The organism is Stackebrandtia albiflava, assembly GCF_007994225.1.
Classification (GTDB): Bacteria; Actinomycetota; Actinomycetes; order Mycobacteriales; family Micromonosporaceae; genus Stackebrandtia; species Stackebrandtia albiflava.
Genome location: NZ_VLLL01000008.1, coordinates 179,756 through 199,731, shown reverse-complemented (window position 1 = coordinate 199,731; position 19,976 = coordinate 179,756). Strand labels below are relative to the sequence as shown.

Below are 19,976 nucleotides of genomic sequence, written 5' to 3'. Positions count from 1 at the left end.
CATTCATGCAACTTGCACCGAGGCAAGTTTACGCAAGGGAGGGCCGCCGGTATGGACGGGTTCATCGGACGTACTCGTGAACTGGGCGAGCTCGACGAGCTGCTTTCCAGTGTGCGCACCGGCGGTCGGAGCGGTCGCCCCGGTCGCGCCGTCCTCGTGCGGGGGGCGACGACGGGTGGGGAAGTCCCGCCTCGTTGAGGAGTTCCTGGAGCGCGTCGCGCTGCCGCATGCCTTCTTCACTGCGATCGGCGGCGACCGCGCGGCGGATCTGGCGGGTTTCGCCGTGGAAGTGGCTTCCTCCAGTCTGCCGCATGCGAGTCGCATCAAGGACTTCGCAGCGCCGCAGAACTGGGATGCCGCGCTGAGTCTCCTCGCCACGGTGTTGCCCACCGATACGCCCAGCATCGTAGTCCTCGACGAGATGCCGTACTGGTGCGTGAAGACCCCAGTTTCGAAGGGACGCTCCAGAAGGCGTTCGACCGGACCCTGTCCAGGCTCCCCGTCCTGCTGATACTGATCGGCTCTGACATCGCGATGATGGAGCAGTTGAACACCTACGGCCGCCCCTTCTATCAGCGCGGCACGGAGATGGTCGTGCCCCCGCTCAACCCGGCCGACATCGCCGCCATGCTGGAACTGGAACCGGCGGATGCGTTCGACGCCTACCTGGTCTCGGGGGGCCTACCGCTGATCCTGGAGGAATGGCCGCGGGGCGCGAATCTGTGGGAGTACCTCTCGTACGCACTCGCCAGGCCGACCTCTGCCCTCCTTGTCAGTGGTGAACGCACGCTGGCGGCCGAATTCCCCGAACACGCCCAGGCCCGGGCCGTACTCGGCGCGATCGGCAACGGCGAACGCACTTTCACACTGATCGGTAGGGCCGCGGGCGAGCTGAATCCCGGCTCGGTGAAGCGGTCACTCGAACTACTCACCACGCGGCGAGTGGTCACCGCCGAACTGCCGTTGTCGACCCGGCCAAGCCGCGAGACCCGCTATCGTATCGAGGATCCGTACCTCCGGTTCTGGCTCTCCTTCATCGGATCCGAGATCCCCGCCGTGGAGCGTGGTCGCGGCGACCGGGTCCTGGAGTCGATCCGCACCAGTTGGACGTCCTGGCGGGGGCGGGCGATCGAGCCCGTGATTCGAGATGCGCTCTGGCGGCTGAGCGACGACTGGCTGCCCGAAGGGTCGAACACCGTCGGCGCCTACTGGACCCGCACCAACGACCCTGAGATCGATGTCGTCGGCGCCGACCGAGCTCCGATCGCCAAACAGATCACGGTGGTCGGATCCATCAAGTGGTTGGAGAACAAACCCTTCGACCGACGTGACCTCGCCCGGCTCCTCGTCCACCGCGACCGGCTGCCGGGCGCAGACGACGGCACCCCACTGCTGGCCGTGGCCCGAAGCGGCTGTACCGCGACAGGAGTTCACCACCTCGGCCCTGAACGCCTGCTCACGGCATGGACGTGACATCACCGGCGGAGTGGGCTTCGTGGGCCGGCGGAGGTTCGACGCCTCGCGTGGACCCGCGTCGTTCCGGCTCCTGCGGCGGGCCGGCGCTGGTATAACTGCCACCGCGCCCACCGGCACGGACCCGTGGTACCCGGTTCCGTCCGAGCGACACGAGGAAGTGAAGCCACATGCCACGTCGAGACTTCGACATCACGATCCCCGACCTGACCGGGAGGCGGGCCGTCGTCACGGGAGCCAGCGACGGCATGGGTCTCGGGATCGCCGCCCGGCTGGCCGCCGCCGGTGCGCAGGTGGTCATGCCGGTCCGCAATCCCCGCAAGGGCGAGGCGGCGGTCGGTGAGATCCGGCGACGTGTCCCGGACGCGGACGTGTCACTGCGCGCCGTAGACCTGTCGTCGCTGTCCTCCGTCGCGGAGTTGGGCCGGACGCTGCGCGACGAGGACCGTCCGATCCACCTGCTCGTCAACAACGCCGGGGTCATGACACCGCCCGCCCGGCAGACCACCGCCGACGGATTCGAGTTGCAGTTCGGCACCAACCATCTGGGCCACTTCGCATTGGTGGCTCACCTGTGGCCGCTGCTGCGGGCCGGGCGCGCCCGGGTGACCTCACAGCTCAGCGTCGCCGCCAACCGGGGTGCCGTCAACTGGGACGACCTGAACTGGGAACGGTCCTACGACGGCCGGAGGGCGTACAGCCAGTCGAAGATCGCGCTCGGGCTGTTCGGGCTGGAACTCCACCGGCGCAGTGAGGCGGCGGACTGGGGCGTGACGAGCAACCTGGCCCATCCCGGGGTCGCCCCGACCAGTCTGCTCGCGGCCCGGCCGGAACTGGGCCGCGACCGGGACACTCTGGACGTGCGGCTCATCCGCGCCCTGTCGCGGCGCGGGATCCTCTTCGGGACCGTGGAGTCCGCGCAGCTTCCCGCGTTGTACGCGGCCACCTTCCCGCATGCGCGGTCCGGCGGGTTCTACGGACCGCGCGGGCCCGGCGGGCTCGGCGGGCCTCCCCAGGAGCAGCGGCTCTACAGTCGCCTGCGCGGCGCCGAGGAGGCCGAACGGATCTGGCGGGTCTCGGAGGAGCTCACCGGAACCCGCCTACCGGGTTGAACGGGCACCGGGGAAGGGCACCGTCCGCCGTCCCCTCGTTGCGGAGTCCCGGCCGACCGATGGCGACCTCAGGTCGCCTGCTCCGGGTGGGATGCGGGGTCGCTCCCGGCGTTCCTCGGTCGGACGTACCACTCCGATGAGAAGTCGGCCTGCAACACCATCTCGTCCTTCATGAGGTGATCGGCGTCGTCCACCAGTACCGCGCTGACCACACGGTGGTCGTCGTCCAGGTCGATCCGGTCGCGCATCGCGGCGGGTCTGGGGCGCGCCGGTACGTCGATCCGCACCGCGGCGTCCCCGGGCAACCCCTCCAACGCGGCGCGGAGTTCCGCCACGGTCATCTCCACCGTCCCGTGCCAGTACCGCTCGATGTCCATGTCGTCCGCCATGCCGGCTGAGGCTACACACCCGCACCGTCCCTGTCGCCCGGGACCGCGCGCCGGAATAGGGACGCCCTCTTCCCCCGCCGCAGCGACTCTGTCGCATGTATACAGTCGACGGGCTCGGCGCACGCACGTCGCGGTCCGGTCTTCCGAGCGGCGCCGGGCTCAGGGTTTCCGTGTGTCGCCGCCCGGGTGGACGGCGGACACGCAGCGTTCGAGGAGTCCTCGCAGTGTGGTGCGCTCGGCGTCGGTGAGTACGTCGAGGATCCGCTGTTCGACGGCCGCCGCGTCCCGGTCGGCCTCCGCGAGAAGGTGCCCCCCTTCAGCGGTCAGCTCGATATGGGAGGAGTTCCGGGTCCACTCGTCGCGGGACCGGGCGACGAGGCCCTTCAGTTCGAGGGTCTTCAACACGGCCGACGCGGCCTGTGGGGTGACGAGGCAGGCGCGCGCGATGCCCGCTCCCGAAATCCCCGGCGATTCCCGGAGGGTCAGCAGCACGGCGTACTGGGCGACGGTCAGCCCGTGTGCGGCGAGCACCCGGTTCTTCTCGGCCATCAGCGCCTGCTCCGCACGCTTGATGTCGAGGCCGAGCCGCTGTTCGACGGGGACTGTCGTCATATCGCCACCTTAGCCTTCATCAAAGCCTTGATGACAATCAAGGGTTTGATAGCGTGCTGCCATGACCAGAAGACCGACGGTGTTCATCACCGGAGCCACCTCCGGACTCGGACGTGCCCTGGCCACCGAGTTCGCCGTCCGGGGCTGGCATGTCGCCGTGCACGGCCGTGACGACGCCAAGCTGGCCGGGGTGGCGGCCGAACTCGAACGAGACGGCGCGACGGTGACCACGTCGAAGGCCGACATCACCGAGCCCGCGCAGGTCCGGCGGGCCGCCGAGCGACTGCGCGCGGAACTGACCGTTCTGGACGTGGTCGTCAACAACGCGGCGGTGGGAGGCGGAGTCGATCCCACCCGGCGCGAGGTGAACTCGCAAGGCACCGAGTCGCGCATGGCCGGCAACCTGCTCGCCCCCTTCGTCTTCAACCGGGCCCTCTCCGGGCTACTGCACCGTTCCGACCGGGGTGGTCGGATCGTGAACGTCGCCTCGATCGGTCAAGCACCGATCGACGTCGACGACCTCGACTTCCACCGGGATTACGACGGTGTGACCGCGTACTGCCGGAGCAAACTCGCGCTGATCATGGACACCGTCGATCTCTCGGCCGCGCTCGCGCCCGCCGGAACCACCGTCAACGCGGTGCACCCGGCACACCTCATGCCGACGAACATGTTGCGGGACAGCGGTTTCACACCCGAGGCGACCATCGACGACGGAGTCCTGCCCGTACTGCGGGCGGTGCTGGACACCGAGCTCGGCGGCGTCACCGGCCGATTCCTCGACCGCTTCACCGTCGCGCGGCCCCATCCGCAGGCCGAGGACCCAGGCGTCCGGCACCGGCTCGCGCGATGGGCCGCCGACCGAGTGGGCGACGTCGAGATGTTCACGCCGGAACTCACCGCCTCCCGGTAGGCGTCCGGGCTCCACGCTCCGCCGCTGCGGCGTGTCGGCCCCGGTCCGGTGAGTGGGCGGGACGGCGGCCTGTTCACGATTCCCCGCAGGAGCCTCGTCAGCCGCGTGTCGTACCCACGCTGTGCCGGTCCGCCACCCGGGTGGACGTCACGACCGGTCGAGGGCGGTACAGACGCACGCCTTGTTGCCGTCCGGGTCGGCGAGGACCGTGAACGACGGGGCCTCCGAGGCGTCGACGACGACTCCGCCCGCCTCGACCGCCGCCCGGATCCGCTCCTCGGCCACCTCGGGCGCCAACCACAGGTCGATGTGCCAGCGCTGCCGGGGCGTCGGGTGAGCGTCGGTGTCCTGGAACCACAGCACCGGAACCCGGCCGGTCGGGTCGAACACCGAATCGTGCGTCACGTTGCCCGGTTCGCCCGTGAGCAGTACCGACCAGAACGGCCCGAGCCGGTCCCGGTCGGCCGTGTCCAGGGCCAGTTCGATCTGGGTCACTGCCGCCGGTTCCGGTTCCAGGCCGTGTTCGCGGGCCAGTCGGCTGACGGTGTGGGCAAGTGCCACGTCCTTCTCCGTCACCGCGTACCCCTCGTCGTGGGTGCACGACGACACGTCCACCACCCCGTACGTCAGCCTCAGGTCGGGGTGGTGACCGGCGGCTTCGGCGGCCTCCGCCACGGCGGCGACGAACGCGGCGCCCGCCGCAAAGTCGGGTATCCGGTACCGGGCGTGGAGCGCCTGGGCCAGCTTGTGCCAGTCGTCGAGCCCGGCGGCGAGGATGTCGCGTGTGGTGAGTCTCGTCATTCCGTGACGTTAACGGAAGCGGCCGACGTCGGCGGTCACCTCCGCGGCGGAGGCGCACCGGTCGACGGCACGGCGCGCACGGTTCGGCCCCGACCACTCGTGCCGACGTCGTGCGCCTTCCCGACATGGTGGAGACACGCTCACACCCGACCACTCCGCCCGCGTCGCCGCGACGATCACCGTCGACCGTCCGATGTAGCGACGCGACCCACGTCTCACTGGAGTCGCCATGTGTCATCGACCCGGCATGCCTCGGCACACCACTGTGGATCGAGGCTTCCATCATGGGTGAACTGCTCGACGCCGTCAACGCGATCCGGGTCCGCGCCTACTCCTCCGATCGCACGGTGCGGGCGACCGTGACCCGTAGGACCGACACCAGGGTCGCCTTCTCACCCTCGGCGCGCGACCTCCACGACGAGCCGAACCTGGCGAGCCGGATCAGCGAGGCCGTCGAGGCGGCCTGGATCGACGGCCGGAAGGAGATGGAGGACCTGCTGCGCCGGCGGAACATCGGCATCGGCACGGCCGCCGCAAAGCTCGACCGTTCCCAGACCGACACGTTGTTCGCCAAGACCCGCGCCATCCGCGCCGTCGGCGAGTCCGACCGTGGGCACGTGGCGGCCTGCGTCGTCGGGGAGGGCCGGCTGCGGATCCGGTTCCACGGCAACGCGGTCCGCCGCACCGACCTGCCGACGGAAACCCTTGAGGCCGAAGTGAACCAGGCCATCCGCCGTGCCCGCGCGAAGTGGGGGCGGGAACTAATGCGCGTCTACCACGAAGTCGCCCCACCGGCGCACCGACCACGGGAGTCCTGAATGGAATACACTGGCACCGACATCACCGCCGACGTCTCCCTGGTGTGGGAGACGGTCATCAAGTCCTTCCCCACCATGGCGGAGGCGTACCTGGCGGCCAACCACGCCGTCCACTGGACGAGTGCCGTCAACGGCATGGACGTCCCGTTCATGACCAACTGGGAGGGTCTGCGCGACCAGGTGGAGTACATATTCGCCGACGCGGCGAACAACCTGCACGACACCGCCGTCGCCATCCTCGAGTCACTCGACGAACTCACCACACGTGACGACGAGACCCGGGAGGCGGTCAACGCCGCCGCCGCGGACCTACCGGGCACGATTCCCGAACTCGGTGAGACGACGATCCCGTTGAGCGGACGCTACTACGGCGGTGACTACGCCTCCCCCACACCGCCGGACTTCGACTACGACGGGGACGCGCCGACCATCGAGGCGTTGAAGGAGAAGGCGGCCACCGTCGAGGACAGGCTCTGGCAGGCCGCGGTCGCCGAGATGCCCTGGTTCGACGGGTTGGTGATGGGCTGGTACGACCGGGAGGACCTGATGGACACCGCCGACGGGGACGCCGTGCGGGAGGCCTCCGGCGGCATCGTGTCCAAGGTGGAGGAATGCACGAAATACGACCCCGCCGACTTCGAGCCCGCGGTAGCCGCTCTCGAATCCATCGGCGGGAACGGTATCCGGTTGTTCAACTCGTTCGGCACCGAGATCGACAACGCCAAGGACGGCCTCCACCCCGACAACTGGGACAGCGCGGCGGCCGACACGTTCCGGTCGAACTTCCTCAATGCCTACCCGGACATCGCCGAGACGCACGTCATGCTGGTCGGCACGCTCTCCGGCGCCATGGACGGGTACCGTACCGCTGTCGAGGACACCCACAGGACGCTCGACCAGATCATGGACGCGGCGATACTGTCGTGCGATTCGATAATCGGCGGCCAGAGTGCCAAGGCGGAGGCCATGGCCACCAACGTGTTGTCCGCCGCGATCGCGGTCGCAGGCACGGTGTACACCGGTGGTGGCTCCACGGCCATCGGCTTCGCGCTCGGCGGCAGTGGTGTCAGTGTCGCCTCCTCCGCGTTCCTCGGTGGTGGTTCCACGGTGGACGAGGTGAAGGCGAACGTCCTCGACTCCATGCAGATCGCCCACGACGCGTTGGACGCACTCGGCGTCGAGTTGCGTGACACGCTCGGAGAGGATTACACCACCGTGCTCAACGGTCGCCACAAGCCGGAACTGCGGATCGACCTGCCCCGTCCGGCCTTCACCATCATGGGCGCCGAGGGCTTCTAGTGGACGGAGACCACTCATGACCGGACCCGGGAATCGGCCGCCGCGCCGGAGAGGGCTGCGGTTGCTCGCGTCGTCGGTGTTGCTCGCGGCGGGTTGCACGTCCGGCCCGGTGGAGAGTCCGCCGGAGGAGTCGGATCCGGTGGCCGGCCACACGACGGTCGACGACCTGTGCGGCGTACTGGACTTCGCCGACTACGAGGCGACCGTGGGCGTGGCACCGCAGATACGTGACGAGACCACCGAGGACCTGGGCGACCGGGTCCGGATGTACTGCTGGCTGGGGCCGTCCGAGGACGACGGTGGACCACGTGATCACGGCCTCGACATGCGCGCCCAGTTGTACGACGACGAGGCGACGGCGGAGACGGACTACCGGGACGCGCTCGGCCTTACCGACGTACCGCTCTCCGACATGACCCCCGTCGAGGGCCCGTGGGACGAGGCAGCGACCGCGTACATGGCGGACCTGGAGCAGTACCTGCTGATCGTGCGGGACGGAGACCTCACCATCGGCGTGATCCAGGCGGTACGGCCGCGCGACGCGATCGACGCCGAAGCGGCGCGGGACCTCATGGTCTCGTATGCGACGCAGATCCTGGCCGCGCTGCGGGTCTGAGGATCGCGCCGCAGGTTTCGCACCGCCGTGTCGGCCGCCGGGGGTTCACCCGGGCGGCCGACACGGGGGTGTGCGGGTTCAGGAGTCCTGTCCGGGGTCTCCGGAGAACATGGGGGCGATGTAGCCGGTGCCGTCGCCGGCGACCTTCCAGAACTTACGCGCCCACTCCACCGCCTCCTCCTTCGTCTCCACGTCGATGATCCCGAAACCACCGATCAACTCCTTCGTCTCGGCGAACGGACCGTCCACCGTCGTCACCTTCCCACCCTCAGACGTGATCCGCACCGCGTGCGAACTCGGCAGACAACCACCCGCCGCCACCAACACACCCGCGGCGGCCACCTCCGCCATGTACCGGCCCATCTCCTCCATCAGTTCGGGGGTGGGAGGCGTGCCGGCCTCGGACTCCGCGCTGGCCTGGTGCCACATGATGTACTGCATCCGACTTCTCCTTCGACTACACCGGTGTCTCTCACCGGACACCCACACGACGAACACCCGGCATCGAAATCGACACCACGAAAGAAATTCCTCGAAGTTTTTTCCGAAACCGTGTCGCCGCAGGTGACGGCCACGATATCGCCTCGCCGGGGTGCGGGAGACGCCTCCACGACCGCCACTCGCGCGATCCCGCCGGGGCGGTCCCCGCGTTCCCGTCCACCGTAGGATCGGCGGCGTGACCTCCGCCGACGACCTGCTGGCAGCCCTCCCGATCCGCGAGATCAGGGTCCGTGCCGGAAGTTACGGCAACTGTGGCGGTGTCATCATCGCCGTGGCGGACCTGGAACGGGGCTCGACCGAGGGTGTCGAGGTGGTCGACGCGGTGACCGAGTTGCCCGACTGGAGCACCGACTTCCCCGACGACGTCGACCTGTGCGTCCACAGCATCGGACGGGGCGTCAAGGCGGCACTCGTCGACCGGTTCGGGGGCGAACCGCCCGTACGACTGGTGCTTCGCGGACTGCGGTTCAGCCCGGTGACATGGTCGCGCCCGTCGGGCGGACGGCGGGCCGGCTCGTCGTGACCGAGGCGATCCGGCGGGCGGGTCATGACGATGCGCGGGACGACCGTCGCCTCCCGCGACCGGCGACGGCTTCACGCGCAGTGGACGACATGCGCGACCGCCCCTCCCGGCCGTGGCACCGCCGCCTTCGCGTTCCACTGGGTGTCCGGGAGGACGGGACGCCGTTGGCGCTCGATCTGAAGGAGCCCGCCCAGGGCGGCATGGGACCACACGGCCTGTATGTCGGCGGGCACGCGGCGGACGGGAACCCGGTGGTGCGCACAGTCCTGTCGGGCCTGACGGCCTCACACTCACCCGACGAACTCGCGCTGTTGTTGCTGGGCAACGACTCCGACGCGGGGTTCGCGCGCTACGCCGCGCTTCCCCACGCCACCACGGTCGTGGCGGGCCTGCGGAGCGAACCCGCCGCCGTGCGTCACGCCCGGGACGCGATGTCCACCGCACTCGACGCCCGTCGGCGACTGCTCGACGACAAGGACTCCACCACCCACACCGACTACGAGACCGCCCGGCTGGCGGGTGAACCGCTACCGCCGCTGCCGAGCCTTCTCGTGGTGGTCGACGGGTTCTCCGACCTCGTCGGCGCGAACCCGGACCTCCTGGCGACGCTCGTCGCGCTCGGACGGTCGGGCCGGGCGCTCGGGGTCCACCTGCTGGCCGTCACCGACGGGATGGAGCCGGGCAGGGTGCGTGGCCTGGACGGGTTCCTGTCCTACCGGATCGCCATGCGGACGCGGGACGAGACGGAGTCGCGGATCGCCATCGGGGTGCCCGACGCGCACCGGCTGCCCGAGGCGCCCGGCCACGCGTACCTGCGACACGGAACCGAAGCACTGGTCCCGTTCCGGCTCGAGGCCTGACACGATCCGGTGGGGTGACGGGTGAACGGGTAACCGCCGCCCGGTGACGCCGTCGATGACGACGGCGAGGTTGTGGTCGAAGCTCTCCCGGGCGTCGAGGTGGGCGCCGTCCACGACGAGCCGCGCCACGGTGGGGTAGCGGCCGGTGTCCAGCATCCGGGTCAGATACGGTCCCAGTCCGGTCTGCCAGGCGGTCAGGTCGGTGCCGGTGGAGCGGGCGGTGCGCCGCTCGGTGACCTCCCTGCGGACGGCGCCGATCATGAAGGCGTCCAGGGCTCCCAGGGCGCGCTGGAGGTCGTCGAGACCGGAGATCCCGGGGGCACGGTCGAGGGCCGCCGCGGTCGCCTCTCCCACGGCGAGCGCGTGGGGTCCCAGGTGGGGTCTGCCGCCGAGCAGGTCGGCGAACCACTCGTGGGTGAGGGCGGCGTCGCGTGTCCGGTGGGCGATCGCCACGACGGTGGCGCGCCAGTCGGCGTGTGTTTCGGTCGCGGCGATGCCGGCGTAGACGGCGTCGACCATCAGGTCGAGGAGTTCGGACCGGTTGAGGACGTAGTCGTACAGCCGCATCGGGCCGATGCCGAGTTCTCGGGCGAGTTTGCGGATCGACAGGCCGTCGAGTCCGTGCGCGTCGGCGAGCCGGATCGCGGCGTCGGCGATCTTCGTGCGGCTCAGCGGTACCGGTGCCGCCCGTGGCTGCGGCTCGGGCCGTTCCCAGATCGTAGGGGCGTCCCCGGCGTACGGTGTATCCATGAAATACAGTGTACGGTAGCGGCATGACGATGCGCATCGCGATCACCGGCGGCGGCCTCGGCGGCCTCACCCTCGCCCGGATACTGCACCTTCACGGCATCGACGCGGTGGTGTACGAACGCGACGCCCACCGTGCCGCGCGTTCGCAGGGCGGCATGCTCGACCTGCACCCGGAAACCGGTCAACTGGCGCTCGCCGAGGCGGGACTCACCGAACGGTTCCGCTCCGAGGCGCGCCCCGAAGGCGCGGAACACCGCGTCCTCGACCCGACGGGACGGGTACTGGTGCACCACACCCCCGAGCCCGGCTCATTCTCGGGCCGCCCCGAGATCGACCGGCGTGTTCTCCGGGACCTCCTACTCGACTCACTGCCGGACGAGACGGTCGCCTGGGGACACCGGCTCACCGCGGCGACACCACGGCCCGGCGGTGGCTTCACGCTGACCTTCCACGACGGCCACCGGACCGAGTGCGACCTCCTCGTGGGCGCGGACGGTGCCCGATCGGTCGTGCGTCCACTGCTCACCGACGTGACGTCGTCCCACGTGTTCACGCTCGTGGAGTGGAACATTTCGGACGCCGACCACCACCACCCCGCGCTGGCGGAACTGGTCGGCGCTGGAAACCTCTGGTGCGTCGGCGTGAACCGGCTCCTGGCCGCGCAACGCCTGGGCGACGGGAACCTGCGCGTCGGGGCGTCACTACGCACGGCCGCCGACCCCGACACCTACCGCGACCCCGGCGCGCTGCGGGAGGTGTTCGAAGGCTGGGATCCGCGCCTCACCGCGCTCATCGACGCCGCGGACGGACCACCCGTCCCACGCGGGATCGAGGCCGTACCGACCGACACCCGCTGGACGAACCGGCCCGGAGTGACCCTGATCGGCGACGCCGCGCACCTCATGCCGCCGGTCGGCGAGGGCGCCAACCAGGCCATGCGCGACGCCGCCGAACTCGCCCGCGCGCTCGTCGCCTCACCCACCGACCCCGACGCGGCGATCCGGGACTACGAGGCGGAGATGTTCGCCAGGATCCGCCCCGTCGCGGAGATGTCGGCGCGGGTCCAGGCGATGATGTTGTCCCCCACCGCGGCCGAGGACATCACCCGCTTCTTCACTGTCCCAGTGGAATCCGGTTCGAACTTAACCCCACCGTCCCCGGGTTGCCCGGAAACGTCCGGGGTTCGGCATACGATGCCCCCATGTCAGTGGATCTGTTCGCGTGTGCGCCGGTCAGTGACTTCAAGGCGGGGCTGGCCTGGTACGAGCGGCTGTTCGGCGGCCCGCCGGCCTTCCTGCCCAACGACGTGGAGGCGGTGTGGGAGTTGGCGGAACACCGCTTCGTCTACATCGAACACCTGCCGGAACACGCGGGCCACTCACAGCTGACCCTGTTCGTGAGCGACTTCGACGAACGGCTGGCCGCCATGGCGGAACGGGGAATGGCCCCCGACAGCCGTGAGACCTACGAGAACGGCGTTCGCAAGGCGATCTTCCGCGACCCCGACGGCAACGAGATCGGATTCGGTGGCGACCCGGCCGAGTGACGAGACGCCCCGGCCGTTCCCGAGCCGGTGTGCCTTGAGCCACGGCCGGCGCCCGGTATCCGTCCTCCACAGTCGCCGCCGGCAATCCCGAGCCGGTTCGCCGGCGGGAATCCAATGGTGCCCACGCCTCGTCCACTTCGCACCCGACCGGCCATGCCGATGTGTCCGTCACGGTGACCGGGATGCCCGGTCCACGTGGCAGTCTGGTGACAGGGAGGAATCCGCTGTGTCACCGAGGGGGCAGGGTGTTCAACGACTACACCGGCGAGGGCCGCCGGGTGCTGGCGGTCGCCCGGGACGAGGCACACGCCCTGTACCACGACTACGTCGGCACCGAACACCTGCTGTTGGGTCTACTCCTCGTCGGCGACGACATCGCCGCCCGCGCGTTGCGGCATCACGGCGTCGGAGTCGGGTTCGTGCGCGCTCGGATCACCGAGATCATCGGGCGGGGGCTACGTGAATCGAACGGCGCGATGCCGTTCACACCTCGCCTGAAACAGGTCATCGAACGCGCCCGAGAAGACCGGCGGCGTACGGGGACCGCGAGCCGGATCGGCGCCGAACACCTCCTGCGAGGGCTCCTGATCCAGGGTGACGGCGTCGCGGTCGACATCCTCGGCCACGCCGGTGTCCCGGTGGATGTTCTGTACACCACCGTCGAGGCCCTCGAAGCGGGCGAGACGCCGCCCACCGCCGCCACCACACCCGCCGAGAACGCCCCCACCGAGCCATACCTGCGCGACCTCACCGAGGCTGCCCGGCAGGGCGAACTGCGCCCAGTCATCGGGCGGGACACCGAGATCGACGCGACGATTCGCGTGCTCGCCCGTCGGCACCGCAACAATCCCGTGCTAAACGGTGAGCCCGGTGTCGGGAAGAGCGCCGTGGTCTCGGGAGTGGCCGAGGCGGTGGCCGTCGGCAGGGTCCCCGCACCGCTGCGGAATCTTCGCGTCCTCGGCGTGGACCTGGAGGAACTGGTCGCCACCACCACCGATCGCGCCGACTTCGACGGCCGGCTCCGCCGGGTGCTGGAGACGGCGGCGACGGCCGGCGACACCGCGCTGTACATACAGGACGACCAGCGCCACCTCGACCTCGGTCCCCGCGCGTCGCCGGGCAGTGTCACGGCGCTGCTGTGGTCACTGGTGTCCCGTGGGCGGGTCCGGGTGCTGTTGTCGTACTCTCCGGAAGAGTTCCGCCGGATCGCGGTCGCCGGTTCACCGGTGGACCGGCACTGCCTGCCGATACCGGTGCCGGAACCGTCGATCGACGCCTGCGTGCGGATCCTGGTCTCACTCCGCGACGGGTTGGAGAGCCACCACGTCGTGAGCATCACCGATGGCGCACTGTGGGCGGCGGTCAGGCTGTCGGACCGCTACATCGGAGACCGTTTCCTGCCCGCCAAGGCCGTGGACCTGCTCGACGACTGCTGCGCCCAGGCGGGGATCGGAAGTCTGCGGCCGCCACCCGAGTTGCGCGAGCTGCAGGACGAGCTCACCGACCTGGTCCGGCACAAGGAGGCGATGGTCGACGCCCAGGACTGGGAGGCGGCCGCCGAAGCCCGGGAACGCGAACGCGTCCTCAGCCGGCGCGTCGACGAATGGCGGCGGCGATGGGAACGCGGCGAATCGATCACACAGCTCGCGGCGCGACGACCCGAGTGGGACGCGCTCGACGCACGGATCGCCGAGGTCGTACGGGAGAAGGAGACCGCCATCGACGCGCTCGACTTCGAGCGCGCGGCCGAGGCCCGCGACCGGGAGAGGGCCCTGTTGCGGGACAAGGCGGAGATGGAGGACGCCGCGACGTTCCTCGCGGTTCCGGAGGTGAACGACGAACTGGTGGCGCAGGTACTGGCCGCGGTCACCGGCATCCCGGTCACCGAGATCCACCTGACCGACCGGCCGCGAACGACCGGACCGGTCGCGTCGAGGGCACGGGGCGCGCGGCTGCCACTGCGGTCGGCGTCGTCGGTGCTGCTGTTGGGCAACGGCGTCTACACCGATCCGGGGATCCCCGACATCCCGGGCGTCGGCAACAACATCACCGACCTGGCCCGCCGGTTGACCGACCCGGTTCACGGCGGTTTCGACCCGGCGAGGGTCCACGAGTCACCGCGACTCGACTGGTCCGACGTGCCCCGGATCCTCGACTGGACCGCCGACGCCACCGACACGCTGCTGGTGTACTTCAGCGGACACGGTTTCGTCGCCCCTGACGGGCGGTTGTATCTCGGTCTACCGGGCACCGTGCCGGGCCGGGAGCAGCACACCGCGTGGCCCTACGACCGGTTGCGGAGCATCATGCTGGACAGTCCGGCGGCGAACCGGCTGGTGATCCTCGACTGCTGTTACGCCGGACGCGCCATCGACGTGCTGTCGGGCGACTCCGGCCCGTCCGGTCAGCTCGACATCGGCGGCGGTTACGTGCTGACCGCGACCTCGGCGACCCGGCTCGCCCACGCCCCGCACGGCGACCGCAACTCCGTCTTCACCGCGGCGCTGCTGAACGTGTTGCACGGCGGCATCGACAACGGCGAGGAACTGATCCGGGTCTCGCAACTGTTCCGCCGCATCAGTACGGCGTTGGCCGCACAGGGCAGGCCCGCGCCGCAGCAGCGCGGCACCGACACCGTGGGTGATCTCGCGCTCGCCCGCAATCCACTATGGGAGAAGCCATGAGTTCCGAACTGCGCGTGGAGACCGACGACGCGGCGGCGTTGCGGGAGATCCTCGACTGGCTGCGTCGCGACCCCGAGCTGCGGGGCACGGCCGTCCGCGTACTACCCGCTCCACCCGCCGACGGGGCGATGGGCGGAGTCGTGGACACGCTGGTGGCCACCTTCACCGACCCGGCGGTGGTCACGGCGGCGATATCGTCGCTGGGGGTGTGGGCGGCGGCCCGTGCCCGGCGCACCCGCATCCGGATCAGCGACGGCATCAGGGAAGTCGAGATCGAGACCGGTTCCCGCCGCAGGGCCGAGGAGTTCTCCGGCCGGATCCTTCGAGAACTCGCCGTGGACGCCCCCACCACCGACGAACCGCCCGCCGGGTGACGCTCCACTGAGAACCACCGGTACGTGTGGCGCTCGGTGGTCGGCCGTTGGGACGACGACGGTGAGTGACCGGCCGTGGCAATCTGGTGCAGACGAGATTCGAAGGGACACAGGGGGACGCGTGTTCGAGAGATTCACCGACCGCGCGCAGCGGGTGATCGTGATGTCGCAGGAGGAGGCGCGGAGCCTTCGTCATCGACAGATCGGAACCGAACACCTGCTCCTGGCGATGCTCCGGGAGGGCGAGGGCGTCGCGGCGACGAGTCTGCAGGCGCACGGCTTCGACTACGACCGGACCCGCGCCGACGTGACGGAGGTGAACCCACGAGGCGAGGAGGAGCCGCCCGGGCACATCCCGTTCACCCCACGCGCCAAGACCGCCATCGAGATGTCCCTGCGTGCGGCGTTGGCCTTGGGGAAGACCCATGTCGGGACCGAGCACCTGCTGTTGGGTGTGCTGAACGAGGGCGGGGGCGTGGCGGCTTCGATCATCACGCGGGCGGGAGTGGAACCCGACGCGATCCGCGGCACCGTCGCGAAGCGACTGGGGGTGTCGGAGGTCCCGACCGCCGCCGACACCGAGTCGGCCATGCCCGCGGCACTGCGCGACGTCGAACCGTACCTGCGCGACCTGAACCACTCGTCCCACCTCGACGCCGCCGCCCCCGTGATCGGCCGGGAGGCCGAGATCGACCGGACGATACGGGTGTTGCTGCGGCGCAGTCGATGCAATGCGGTCCTGGTGGGTGAACGCGGCGTCGGCAAGTCCGCCGTCGTGGACGGTGTGGCCGCCACGATGGCGACCGGATCGGTGCCTCCGGCGCTACGCACCCGCTATCTCGTCGACGTCGACCTCGACAGGCTCGCCGCCGACACCGCCGACCGCTCCGGGTTCGACACCAGACTGCGGCAGATACTGGAGGCCCTCGGCAACGCCGGCGAGGTCGTCGTACACATCGAGGACGCCGACCGACACCTCGACCTCGGACCGAACCCCGCACCGGGAACCGTCGCGGCGCTGTTCTGGTCACTGGTGGCCAGGCGGCGGATCCAGGTGATCCTGTCCATGTCACCGCCGGTGCACCGGCGGCTCGCCGCGCCCGACTCCCACATGGACCGGCACTTCGTGCCGATACCGGTACCCGAACCCTCCGTTATGGAATCGGTGGAGATCCTGACGTCGCTGCGGCGCGGACACGAGGACCACCACGGTGTCACCATCACCGACGCCGCCATCCAGGCGGCCGTCAGGCTGACCGACCGTTACGTCGACGACCGGTTCCTACCCGCCAAAGCGGTCGACCTCATCGACGACTGCTGCGCTCAGGTCGGGCTCGGCCGGTTGCGTCGCCCCCGGGAACTCGTGGAACTCGACGCCGAGATCATCAGGCTCCGCACCGACAAGGAGGCCCTCATCGAGGCGCAGGACTTCGCCCGTGCCGCGGTGCTGCGCGAGAAGGAGAAGGAGGCCATCACCCGGCGAGCCCAGTGGGAGCGCATCTGGGAGGGCGGGCAGTCGATCCCCATGGTGACGGCCCAGCGCCGTGAACTCGACGAACTGGACTCGCGGATCGCGCAGGCCCGCGAGACGAAGGAGACCGCGATCGAGGCACAGGACTTCGAGTCGGCCGCGGTGGCCCGCGACGTCGAGAAGGCCCTGATAGTGGCGCGCGAACGCGTCGCGCAGGGCCAGACCACGTACGCGCGCCCGGTGGTCACCGAGGAACTGGTCGTGGAGGTACTGGCCGCCACGACCGGGATACCACCCACCGAGATCCACGTGACCGAAGAGCCGCCCATGCCGGCGCCCACCGTCGCGACCGGCTCCCGCGCCCGGTTGCCGGTGCGGTCGGCGTCCTCGGCGATCCTGCTCGGTACCGCCGGCTACACCGATCCCGGAATCCCCGACATCCCCGGCGTCGTCAACAACATCACCGACCTGGCGGCGCGCCTGGCAGATCCGGAGAACGGCGGTTTCGATCCCGCCAGGGTTCACACCTTTCCCGGATTCGGTTGGGAGACCGTACCCGAGATCCTCGAGGTGGCCGAAGCCGCGACCGACACCCTGCTGATGTACTTCGCCGGTCACGGCTTCGTCGAACCCGACGGTGAGCTCTACCTGGGGCTCACCGGCACCGTCGCCGGCCGGGCGCGGCACACGGCGTGGCCGTACGACCGGTTGCGCGGCATCATGCGCGACAGCCCCGCCGCCAACAAACTGGTCGTCCTCGACTGCTGCTACGCCGGACGCGCCATCGACACCCTCTCCGGTGACTCGGGGCTCTCCGGGCAACTCGACGTCAGCGGCAGCTACGTCCTGACCGCGACCTCGGCGACCCGGCTCGCCCACGCCCCGCACGGCGACCGCAACTCCGCGTTCACCGCGGCGCTGCTGCACCTGCTGCGGCAGGGACTCGACGACGGTGGGGAGTTCCTGCGGGTCGCGCAACTGTTCCCGCACGTGAGCGCGTATCTGGCCGCGCGCGGCAAACCCGCGCCGCAACAGCGCGGCACCGACACCGTCGGCGACCTCGCCCTGTCCCGCAATCCGCGCTGGAAACGGCCGTCACCCGACACCTCACTCACCGATTAGGAGACACGTGCCCACCGGGTTGCCCCCGCCGGCCACGCCGGACGTCCTGTACTCCGAGTTCGCCGTCGACGCGGAACGACTTCCCGGCGCCCGGGTGTCGCCGTAACCGGTCCGGCAGTTCGGCCCGGCCGGTGTGGGAGCCTGTGGACGGCGGATCCGTTGACGTGGTGAGGGAGTCGGGGTGTTCGAGACGTTCAGCGACCGTGCGAGACGGGTGATCGTGCTGGCGCAGCAGGAGGCGCGCGCGTTGCGCCATCCGCACATCGGCACCGGACACCTGCTACTCGGTCTCGGCCGGGAGAACGACGGAGTCGGTGCCTACGCGCTCCGCTCCCACGGCCTCACAGCGGATCGGCTACGCGCCGGGGTCGTCGCGGTCGTGGGAAGCGGTACGACGCCGCCGACCGCCGATCTGTCGTTCACGCCCCGGGCGGTGGGCGCGCTGACCGGCGCGCCGGATAGGGCGCGGTCGCTGGGAAACCCCCACGTCGCGACCGAACACCTGCTGTTGAGCGTGCTCGGTGATCCGGAGTCCACGGCGGTGCGCGTCGTCACCGGTGCCGGTGTGGACCTCGACGCCGTCCGCCGCACCGCGGTGTCCTTCCCCACCGGTCCGGCGGCCACGGCCTGACCGCCACCCGCCTCAGCGCGCTTCCCCTGGCAGTCCACAGTCCTCGATATCGAGGATGGCCACCACCGTGCCCGCGGAACGACGTAGATCCACAATGTACGGCGGTTCGTCGGAGCGGCGGATCACGAAGGTCACCGCCCCGGTGACGGTGTCGCCGTCGGCCGTCGGTGACACCGAGACGATCGCCTCCCCGGGCGGGCGACCGGGCTTGTCGGCCAACAGGCGCAGCGCCCGCCGTGCGAAGGTGTGGCCCCGGATGAAGAGTTCCCGGTAGCGGACGGCATGACCGGCGGACAGGTCCGTGTCCGGGACACCCCTGCCGTTGACGGCCGCCTCGTACGCCGTGCGGTCGGCGAACCGGTCCCGGTCACCGTGATATCCGGTGTGGAACGTGCGCAACAGCCAGGCACCGTCCACACACACCCAACCGGACTCCAGAACCCGCCGGTACCACGGCGACACGTGGCGGTCGCGGGCCGCGACGAGCCGATCGAGACCGACCCACCGGTGGAAACCGTCGTTCGCCCTCATCGTCTCGCCCCGATCCGCCCGGTCACGGCGCCTCGTGGCGGGCCAGAATGAGTTCCCAGGTGACCGCCTCGGTGAGGACACCGTCGGTCGAGTGGTCGGCCAGGGTCGCGGCCAGTTCCCGCTCGAACTCCGGCAGCCGGTCGCCGTACAGGGCGGGCGCCGAATAGGACGTGGAATAGAGGTACCCGCGCACCCGTTCGGGCGTCCACGACCGGGAGACCGGCAGGTAGGAGGCCGCGACCTCGGTGAAACCGGCGGCGGCCAGCTCCTCGGTGAAGGGACGCTCCGCCACGTCGAAGTGACCGCCTCCGGCGCGGCGGCGTTCCCCGAGGAAGCGCTGGATCAGCCCGCGCACCGCCACCGCCCAGGGTTCCGCAGCGGTCCACACGGTGCCGTCGCCCATGAGCGCCATGGTGAACCGGCCGGGGAGCTTTGTCAGGCGGTGCAACACGGCGGGTCCGTTCATCCAGTGGAACGACCGGCACGCGGTCACCAGGTCCGGCGTCCACCCCTCGGGCAGCGGAACGGTCTCCGCCGGACCGTGCAGCAGCCGGACCCGCCGGCGGTCGGGGGCAGCCGCCAGGGCGTGCCGCGCGGCGGTGAGCATGTCGGCGTCCGGGTCGATCCCGACGACGTCGGTGAACTCCGGCAACGCGGCGGCCACCTGGCCGGTGCCGCAACCCAGGTCGAGCAGCCGCCCGCCGTGGCCCGGCACCGCCGCCCGGATCGCGTCGGTCACGGCGTCGGCGATGCCCGGTCGATACCGGGCGTACCACTGCGCGGTTCCGTGGAACAGGCCGTCGATCATCGGTGGCACCTACGGGCGGGGGTCACACGCTCGGGTGGGGAGCCGGACTGTCCGGCGGATACGGCGATGGGCATCAGGCCAGTATCCCCGGGCCACCACCCCATCGCCAGCCGATTCGACCGTGGGAGCGCGTGTCCCGTGG

Annotated in this window: 18 protein-coding genes and 3 pseudogenes; 14 read left to right on the top strand and 7 right to left on the bottom strand. The window is 70.2% G+C overall.

Translation table 11 applies throughout. The features are described from left to right. Nucleotides 1–51: 51 nt before the first annotated feature. Both LX16_RS21930 and LX16_RS21925 read left to right on the top strand, forming a co-directional pair. Nucleotides 52–1,473, top strand: a pseudogene (locus tag LX16_RS21930) (ATP-binding protein). Nucleotides 1,474–1,643: 170 nt separating this feature from the next. Then, a complete protein-coding gene (locus LX16_RS21925) occupies nucleotides 1,644–2,585 on the top strand; it encodes an SDR family oxidoreductase (protein ID WP_147142561.1) in 942 nt (313 codons plus the stop codon). A gap of 68 nt (nucleotides 2,586–2,653) precedes the next feature. Here the strand turns inward: LX16_RS21925 and LX16_RS21920 are convergent, their stop codons facing one another. Then, nucleotides 2,654–2,974, bottom strand: a complete 321-nt coding sequence (locus tag LX16_RS21920; protein WP_147142558.1) for a DUF6225 family protein — start codon at nucleotides 2,972–2,974, stop codon at nucleotides 2,654–2,656. 159 nt (nucleotides 2,975–3,133) lie between these two features. Further along, nucleotides 3,134–3,586: a MarR family winged helix-turn-helix transcriptional regulator gene (locus LX16_RS21915; protein WP_147142555.1), complete on the bottom strand. Its 453-nt coding sequence runs from the start codon at nucleotides 3,584–3,586 to the stop codon at nucleotides 3,134–3,136. 61 nt (nucleotides 3,587–3,647) lie between these two features. Here LX16_RS21915 and LX16_RS21910 point away from each other — a divergent pair, with 61 nt between their 5' ends. Then, nucleotides 3,648–4,499, top strand: a complete 852-nt coding sequence (locus tag LX16_RS21910) for an SDR family NAD(P)-dependent oxidoreductase (protein WP_147142552.1) — start codon at nucleotides 3,648–3,650, stop codon at nucleotides 4,497–4,499. Between the two features lie 147 nt (nucleotides 4,500–4,646). Here LX16_RS21910 and LX16_RS21905 read toward each other — a convergent pair whose 3' ends face one another. Beyond that, nucleotides 4,647–5,300 (bottom strand): 4a-hydroxytetrahydrobiopterin dehydratase, encoded by a 654-nt coding sequence (locus LX16_RS21905; protein ID WP_147142549.1) that lies wholly within the window; start codon nucleotides 5,298–5,300, stop codon nucleotides 4,647–4,649. Nucleotides 5,301–5,584: 284 nt separating this feature from the next. Here LX16_RS21905 and LX16_RS21900 point away from each other — a divergent pair, with 284 nt between their 5' ends. From LX16_RS21900 to LX16_RS21890, 3 genes are read left to right on the top strand one after another with little or no spacing between them, the layout of a single operon-like run. Beyond that, nucleotides 5,585–6,118: a YbaB/EbfC family nucleoid-associated protein gene (locus tag LX16_RS21900; RefSeq protein ID WP_147142547.1), complete on the top strand. Its 534-nt coding sequence runs from the start codon at nucleotides 5,585–5,587 to the stop codon at nucleotides 6,116–6,118. Next, the gene (locus tag LX16_RS21895; RefSeq protein ID WP_147142543.1) at nucleotides 6,119–7,417 is read left to right on the top strand and encodes a hypothetical protein; all 1,299 of its coding nucleotides are present in this window, start codon (nucleotides 6,119–6,121) and stop codon (nucleotides 7,415–7,417) included. It abuts the gene before it with no gap. 16 nt (nucleotides 7,418–7,433) lie between these two features. Next, nucleotides 7,434–8,033: a hypothetical protein gene (locus tag LX16_RS21890; RefSeq protein WP_147142540.1), complete on the top strand. Its 600-nt coding sequence runs from the start codon at nucleotides 7,434–7,436 to the stop codon at nucleotides 8,031–8,033. A gap of 78 nt (nucleotides 8,034–8,111) precedes the next feature. On the opposite strand, the gene LX16_RS21885 is transcribed toward LX16_RS21890, so the two are convergent. Beyond that, nucleotides 8,112–8,474: a YciI family protein gene (locus LX16_RS21885; protein ID WP_147142537.1), complete on the bottom strand. Its 363-nt coding sequence runs from the start codon at nucleotides 8,472–8,474 to the stop codon at nucleotides 8,112–8,114. 235 nt (nucleotides 8,475–8,709) lie between these two features. Between LX16_RS21885 and LX16_RS21880 the strand changes: the two genes are divergently transcribed. Both LX16_RS21880 and LX16_RS28310 read left to right on the top strand, forming a co-directional pair. Then, nucleotides 8,710–9,057: a hypothetical protein gene (locus LX16_RS21880; protein WP_147142535.1), complete on the top strand. Its 348-nt coding sequence runs from the start codon at nucleotides 8,710–8,712 to the stop codon at nucleotides 9,055–9,057. Next, nucleotides 9,015–9,662, top strand: a pseudogene (locus tag LX16_RS28310) (FtsK/SpoIIIE domain-containing protein); the annotation flags it as partial. The gene LX16_RS21880 and the pseudogene LX16_RS28310, both read left to right, overlap by 43 nt. Here the strand turns inward: LX16_RS28310 and LX16_RS21870 are convergent. Further along, nucleotides 9,585–10,436, bottom strand: a complete 852-nt coding sequence (locus LX16_RS21870) for a TetR/AcrR family transcriptional regulator C-terminal domain-containing protein (RefSeq protein WP_425304440.1) — start codon at nucleotides 10,434–10,436, stop codon at nucleotides 9,585–9,587. The pseudogene LX16_RS28310 and the gene LX16_RS21870 sit on opposite strands and share 78 nt — an antisense overlap. A 254-nt stretch (nucleotides 10,437–10,690) precedes the next feature. On the opposite strand from LX16_RS21870, the pseudogene LX16_RS27760 reads away from it, so the two are divergent. From LX16_RS27760 to LX16_RS21840, 6 genes and pseudogenes are all read left to right on the top strand, one after another. Next, nucleotides 10,691–11,689: pseudogene (locus LX16_RS27760) on the top strand (FAD-dependent oxidoreductase); the annotation flags it as partial. Between the two features lie 179 nt (nucleotides 11,690–11,868). After that, nucleotides 11,869–12,213 carry a VOC family protein gene (locus tag LX16_RS28120; RefSeq protein WP_147142528.1) on the top strand — a complete coding sequence of 115 codons (345 nt, stop codon included), beginning with the start codon at nucleotides 11,869–11,871 and terminating at the stop codon, nucleotides 12,211–12,213. A gap of 245 nt (nucleotides 12,214–12,458) precedes the next feature. After that, complete coding sequence (locus tag LX16_RS21855) at nucleotides 12,459–14,897, top strand: caspase, EACC1-associated type (RefSeq protein ID WP_158645689.1); 2,439 nt, start codon at nucleotides 12,459–12,461, stop codon at nucleotides 14,895–14,897. Further along, nucleotides 14,894–15,271, top strand: coding sequence for an effector-associated constant component EACC1 (locus tag LX16_RS21850; protein WP_147142520.1), 378 nt, complete (start codon nucleotides 14,894–14,896; stop codon nucleotides 15,269–15,271). The genes LX16_RS21855 and LX16_RS21850 overlap by 4 nt, the downstream gene beginning before the upstream one ends. A gap of 121 nt (nucleotides 15,272–15,392) precedes the next feature. Next, a complete protein-coding gene (locus LX16_RS21845; RefSeq protein WP_147142517.1) occupies nucleotides 15,393–17,864 on the top strand; it encodes a caspase, EACC1-associated type in 2,472 nt (823 codons plus the stop codon). Nucleotides 17,865–18,045: 181 nt separating this feature from the next. Next, entirely contained in the window at nucleotides 18,046–18,495 is a 450-nt protein-coding gene (locus LX16_RS21840; protein ID WP_147142514.1) for a Clp protease N-terminal domain-containing protein, read from the top strand. Between the two features lie 12 nt (nucleotides 18,496–18,507). Here the strand turns inward: LX16_RS21840 and LX16_RS21835 are convergent, their stop codons facing one another. After that, nucleotides 18,508–19,026, bottom strand: coding sequence for a hypothetical protein (locus tag LX16_RS21835; RefSeq protein WP_147142510.1), 519 nt, complete (start codon nucleotides 19,024–19,026; stop codon nucleotides 18,508–18,510). Between the two features lie 22 nt (nucleotides 19,027–19,048). Beyond that, entirely contained in the window at nucleotides 19,049–19,834 is a 786-nt protein-coding gene (locus LX16_RS21830; RefSeq protein ID WP_147142507.1) for a class I SAM-dependent methyltransferase, read from the bottom strand. Between the last annotated feature and the right edge of the window lie 142 nt (nucleotides 19,835–19,976).